4 protein-coding genes are annotated in these 6230 nt (G+C 77.0%); 1 reads left to right on the forward strand and 3 read right to left on the reverse strand.

All coding sequences use genetic code 11. The features are described 5' to 3' along the window. On the reverse strand, positions 1–2085 hold a 2085-nt coding region (locus RKE29_RS27040; RefSeq protein ID WP_312008287.1), incomplete at its 3' end, for a PAS domain-containing protein. A gap of 890 nt (positions 2086–2975) precedes the next feature. On the opposite strand from RKE29_RS27040, the gene RKE29_RS27045 reads away from it, so the two are divergent. Further along, positions 2976–3950: an alpha/beta hydrolase gene (locus RKE29_RS27045; RefSeq protein WP_312008289.1), complete on the forward strand. Its 975-nt coding sequence runs from the start codon at positions 2976–2978 to the stop codon at positions 3948–3950. Positions 3951–4033: 83 nt separating this feature from the next. On the opposite strand, the gene RKE29_RS27050 is transcribed toward RKE29_RS27045, so the two are convergent. Beyond that, entirely contained in the window at positions 4034–4726 is a 693-nt protein-coding gene (locus RKE29_RS27050) for an alpha-ketoglutarate-dependent dioxygenase AlkB (protein WP_312008291.1), read from the reverse strand. 415 nt (positions 4727–5141) lie between these two features. Then, on the reverse strand, positions 5142–5645 hold the full coding sequence (locus RKE29_RS27055; protein WP_312008292.1) for a DUF5990 family protein: 504 nt from the start codon (positions 5643–5645) through the stop codon (positions 5142–5144). Positions 5646–6230 lie beyond the last annotated feature (585 nt).

A 6230-nucleotide genomic window follows, 5' to 3' on the forward strand; every position in this document is an offset into this window, starting at 1 on the left:
GGGGGACAGCTCCAGGTCGGACAGGGTACGTACGGCCGTGCGCAGCCGGCCCATGGTCGCCGCCTCGGACATGCCGTGGCCCATCACGTCCCCGATGACCAGGGCCACCCGGTCCGCCGACAGCGGGATGACGTCGTACCAGTCGCGGCCGACCTCCGTGCCGCGCGCGGCGGGCAGGTAGCGGGCGGCGGCGGTGACCGCGGGCAGCGCGGGCAGCACGCGCGGCAGCAGGGCGCGCTGGAGCTGGTGTGCGCGGCTGGTGGCCGCGTCGTACAGGGCGGCGCGCTCCAGGGCCTGCGCGATCAGGCCGCTGAGCGCGGTGAGCAGGGTCCGCTCGTCCTCGCTCAGCTCGCGCGGGCCGTCGAAGGACACGATCGCGGACCCGACCGCCCGCCCCGAGGCGACCAGCGGCAGGAACATGCGCGCGCTCTTCGTCGCGTCGATCGGCAGGGCCTCCGGGTAGTCGCCGATCAGCTCCGCGGTGGACCGGAAGAACCGGGGGGTGCGGGTGCGCAGCGCCTCGCCGACCGGGGAGTCGAGGGCGACGGGCGAGCCGTGCAGGCGCTGGAGGTAGCCGGAGTCGTAGCCGACGGCGCCGATGACGTTCATACGGCCGTGCTCGATGGTGGCGACGACGATGCCGCCGGCGCCCAGGAACGGCAGGATGCTGTCGGCCACGGCGGCCACCACGTCCTGCGCGGTGACCGCCTCGGCGAGGGCGCGGGTGACCTGGCCGACCAGGGCGGTGCGCTCGGCGGCGGCCCGGTCGGCGGCCTCGCGGCGGCGCCGCTCGGTGATGTCGGTGACGTACAGGGTCAGGCCGTCGGGTACGGGCACCACGCGCAGGTGGTACCAGCGGTCGCCGTCCGGCCAGGGCATGTCGAACCCGGTGGTCTCGCCGGTGGCCGCCGCCCGCCGGCACCGCTCCGCCAGGCCCGGTACGTCCCGTAGGGCGGGCACCTCCCACAGCGGGCGCCCGGCCAGGTCGTGCGGAGAGCCCAGCAGCCGCTCGGCCGCCAGGTTCACGAAGCCGACGCGCCCCTGGGCGTCCAGGGCCAGGAAGCCGTCGTCCATGTGCCGCAGGGCGCGGCCGACCGACTCCAGGGCGGCGTGCGTCTCGGTGGTGTCCCACAGGGTGCCGATCACCCGGACCGGCTCGCCGCCCTCGCGGATCACCCGGCCGCGCACCCGCACCCAGCCGTACGTGCCGTCCGCCCGCCGCACCCGGTGCTCGACCTCGTACTTCCCGCGCGTACGGATACCGGTGTCCACCTCGGCCAGCACCCAGGGCAGGTCCTCGGGGTGGATGGCGTCGACCCAGCTGTCGATCCGGCCCGCCAGCGCCTCCGGGGCCAGGTGGCCGAACAGCTCCCGGAACGGCTCGTTGACGGTCAGCTCGCCGGTGCGCAGGTCCCACTCCCACACCTCGACGGCCGCCGAGTGCAGCGTCTGCCGCTCGCGCCGGCCGGCGTCCGGCCCGGCGACCAGGGCGGAGGCCGGGTCCTCGGGGCCGGTGCCGGGGCCGCGGTCGGGGGCGGCCAGCCGCAGCCGGCCGGCCACCCACCGGGCCACCTCCGCCAGGAACTCCTGCTCCTCGGGCTCCGGCTCGTGGTACGGCGCGGTGAGCACCGACAGCGAGCCGAGCGTGCCGTCCGGGCCGGGCAGCGGCGCGGCCGCCAGGCCCGTGCCCGCGGGCAGCAGGCCGGGATCGACGGCGGGCGGCTCCCGGCGGAACCGCTGCGGCGGCGTGACGACCGCGGGCAGCCACACCGGCCCGCCGCCCCGGACGGCACGGGCCGGGGCGGCCGGGCCGTCCGCGAGGATGTCCCGCCACGCCTCGGTGAAGGCGCGCGGCAGCCCGACGCTGGCCACCAGCCGCAGCGGGCGGTCCTGGCTGCCGGTGTGCAGGTGGGCCATGCCGCCCAGGCCGCCGAGACCGGCCGTGGCCTGCTGGAGGCCGGACAGCAGCACGTCCCGGTCGCCGGGGCTGTCGTCCATGGCCGCGAGCAGCCGCAGCCGCCCGGCGCGCGCGGGCTCCGGAAGCCCGTGCGAGCCGGGGCCGCGCCTGCCGTTCACGACCGTCATCGCCCTCCGATCGGCCCGGGAGCGGGAGCGCTCCGCGCCCGCGCGGCGCCGGGCCTGGTCGCCGCGCCTGCTCGCCGCGGCTTGTAGTTGTCTCGCTGTGTCCTCGTCGCGTCTTGTAGCGGTTGCGTCTTGCTGCGGTTGCGCCTCGTCGTCGCGCCTCGTGCGGTTGCGTCGTGCGGTTGCGTCGTGTGGCCGCGTTCTGTGGTCGCGTCTCGTTGTTGTCGCGTTCCCGCGCGGGGTCCGCGGACGCCGTACGTACGGCCCGGGTACGCCCGTACGGCGCGGCGCTCGCTCGGGGCCCTTCGACAGGAGGGCCCCGGCGGGCCCGGTAAATCCGTAAACAGTCTCTCATCACTATATGCGGGACATCACCGTAAATCGCCCTTTTATGGTCAGGCCTGTGGCTGCGGGGCTCTCCGGGGGCACGGCGGGCCGGGGAGCGGGCGCTGGCGCGGGGGCGGGGCGGGAGCCGGTGCACGGGCTGGCGCGGGGGCCGGGCGGGGCTGGTCCGGGCTCCCGGACCGAGCCGGGGCCGGGGCCGGGGCCAGGGCCAGAGCCGGGGCCAAGGCCGGGGGCCAGGACCAGGGCCGAGGCCAGGGGCCAGGGGCCAGGGGCCGGGGGCCAGGACCAGGGCCGGGGCCAGAGGCCAGGCCAGGGGCCGAGGCCGGGGCCCGGTCGCCTCCGGTGGGATCCGCCTCCGCATCGTTCCGGCGCCCTTGTTACGGCCCCCTGGGCACGGCCCCCTGACCCGGCGCCTTGTTACGACGCCGAAACTTTTCGGCGCTTCTTTGTGCCCTGCACAGACCTTCGCCCAGCCCCTCCCGCCCGCTCTGCGCCGCTGCCACACTCGCGCAACCAGCTTCCCGCCCGCCCCAACAGAGGAGTCCCCCATGCTCATCGGCGGCAGACACCGCAGCGGAGGCACCCGCACGTCCCGCGTCGCCCTGCTGTGCTCCCTGGCCCTGGCCGGCGGCGTGCTCGGCGGCGCCGTCGCCGCTCCGGACGCCTCGGCGGGCACGGCCGGGCAGACGGCCGTCACCGCGACCGCGGCCGGGACGGAGCACCGGCTCGGCCCGGATCCGACGGTGGAGAGCGTGCGCGCCGAGGCCGGCCCGTTCACGGTCGAGAAGGTCCCGGTCTCCCACGCCTCCGGCTTCGGCGGCGGCACGATCTACTACCCGACCGACGCCGGCCCGGACAAGCTCGGCGGCGTCGCCGTCAGCCCCGGCTTCACCGGGCCGGAGTCGTCCATCGCCTGGTACGGACCCAAGCTGGCCTCGAACGGCTTCGTCGTCATCACCATCAAGACCTTCACGCTCTACGACCAGCCGGACACCCGCGCCCGCGAGCTGCTGGCCGCGCTCGACTACGTCACCAAGCGCAGCCCGGTCCGCGGCCGGGTCGACCCCGGCCGGCTCGCCGTCGCCGGGCACTCCATGGGCGGCGGCGGCTCGCTGCGGGCCGCCCAGCTGCGCCCGTCGCTGANCTCGCTGCGGGCCGCCCAGCTGCGCCCGTCGCTGAAGGCGGCCGTGCCGCTCACCCCGTGGCACACGCACAAGAAGTGGTCCGGCGTGAAGGTCCCGACCATGATCGTCGGCGCCCAGGACGACACCCGCGCCTCGCCCGCCGCGCACGCCAAGCCGTTCTTCAACAGCCTGAGCGCCGCACCGGAGAAGGCGTACATCGAGCTGAAGGGCGCCGACCACCTGGTCCCGATCCGCCCCAACCCGGTGATCGGGGAGTACGCCCTGTCCTGGCTGAAGCGGTTCGTGGACAACGACACCCGCTACGACCAGTTCCTGTGCCCGGGCCCGCAGCCGGACGCCGAGGTCTCGGCGTACACGGGAAGCTGCCCCACCGGCTGAGCCGTGCCGCGCCGGGCCCGGAGCGCCGCGTGCCACCGGCCGCCGCGCCCGGCCCGGCCTCCTCCCCGGCCGGGCCGGGCCAGTCAGTCCGGGCCCGTCAGCCCGGGCCTGTCAGCCGGGTCGGCCAGGCCGGTGACGCGCAGCGTGACGTTCAGCCGCCCCGAGGCCAGCCCGGTGGCCGGGTCGCCGGTGCCCGGGTAGACCTTCGGCACGGCGTGGTAGGCGAACCGGGACGGCCCGCCGAAGACGAACAGGTCGCCCGAGGCCAGCTCGACGTCCTGGTACGGCCGACCCCGGGTCTCGGTGTTGCCGAAGCGGAAGACGCAGGTGTCGCCGACGCTCAGCGACACCACGGGCGCGCCGGACCGCTCGTCCTTGTCCTGGTGCATACCGAGCTTCGCCTGGCCGTCGTAGAAGTTGATCAGCGCGGTGTCGGGCGCGTAGCCGTCTCCGGCCGACTCGTCCTCGTACGCGTCGGCCAGCGCCCGCCGCCCCAGGTCGGCCAGCCACTCCGGGAACGGCGCCACGCGCGCGCCGTTGACGTCGTCGGCCGTACGGCTGTAGCGGTACGGCAGCCAGTGCCAGCCCAGGCACACGGTCTGTACGGACATGAGGCCGCCGCGCGGCAGCCGGGTGCGCCGGATCGGCACCGGCCCGGCCGCCCAGCTCCGGCAGGCGGTGACCAGGGCCCGCTGCTGGTCCGGGGTGAGCCAGCCGGGCACATGCACCGCGCCTGGCGCGAGGCCCAGCCGGGGCCGGGGGACGAGCGCGCTCACGCCCGCCCCCTTACGGCGGCGCCCGGCCGACCGGCGTCCCCCGGAGCCCCAGCCGCCTCCGGCAGCCCGCCCGGTTCCGGTAGCCCGGCCGATCCCGGCAGCCCGCCGCCGGACCCCGGCAGCCCGCCGCCGAACCCCGGAAGCCCGCCCGGTTCCGGAAGCCCGGCCGATCCCGGCAGCCCGGCGCCGGACCCCGGCAGCCCGGCGCTGCGCTCCGTCTCCGTGGTCATCACGGGTGCCTCCCCTCGCCTTCCGCCTCCCAGTCTGGCGCGGCACGGAGCGGGAGCGGCCGACCAGAGCCGGACGCCGTGCCGGGCCCGCCCGGGACGACGGCCGCACCCGGCCGCACCCCGGCTGCGTCCGGCCGCGCGTCCCCCAGCCCCCGCCCCGGCGCCGACCAGGCACTCCACATCGCTCAACCGGATCCCGGCTCAGCGGCGAGCCCGGCGGCGGCCGGACCGGCCTCCGCCCGCCAGGCGACCCGCGGCGGCCGTACGGACGCGCACACCGGCATCCCGTCGGCGTCGGCGAGCCCCAGGCTGCCCTCGACGACGCCCCCGTCCACCGCCGACGCCCACACCTCGCCCGGTATGTCGTCGAGGGCCAGCTTGGCGCGGCGGAACATGGCAAACGGCCCGCCCGGGGGCCGCTCGCCCCAGGTCAGGTACAGGAACCGGCCGCCGCGGCGGCCGTGCACGTACGGACCCCGGTAGTCGGCGGAGCCGTCGGCGGCGGTGACGACCTCGACCGGCACCTCGAAGACCGCCCGCCCGCCGTCGGCCGACGGCACCACCTGGACCGGCTCCGCGCCCCGCTGCACGCCGACGTGGACGTGCCGGTGGTCCCCGCACACCGGGCCGGGCAGATCCCGGCCGACGATCCGGATCGTCACCACGCTCCCCCTGTCCACCCTGCTCACGCCTCCCCCATCACCTCTCACCGGCCCCGGCCCCGCCGCCGCGCCCCACACCCTCACCACGCTACGAGACGGGTCTGACAGTCCGCCCGGCCAGGCGGGGCGCGGGCGCGGGACACGGGCACGGCCTCATCGGCGCCTGGCCTGCGAAGCGTGGTCGTATAGTCGCGTCTGACCCGTTTTATGCGAGATGCCATTTTTCGACTGCCTCAGGGGGATTGCCGCATGCACACGGACGACAGCGACCGGCCGCGGGTGCGGCCCCGGCCCGGCGTCGCACACCGCCCAGACCCCGGACCGGCCGCGCGCCGCCGACCACCCGGAAACGGAAACCGGCGCCCCGCGCGGGACGCCGACGGGCCCGCCCCCGGGCGACCGGCCCCCGGGAACCGGTACGCCGGGAGCCCATGCCCCGGAAGCCGGTGCCCCGGGCACCCGTACCTCGGAAACCCGCGGCCCGCAAGCTCGTACGCCCACGGATCCGGCCCGGCGGCCCGGGCCGCCTCCGGCGCCGGTGCCGGTGCCGGTGCCGGGCGCCGCCGACCCGAGGAGGGCGCCGCGTGAGCGCGGACGGCGTCAGCCGCCGCC

The organism is Streptomyces sp. B1866, assembly GCF_031932565.1.
Classification (GTDB): Bacteria; Actinomycetota; Actinomycetes; order Streptomycetales; family Streptomycetaceae; genus Streptomyces.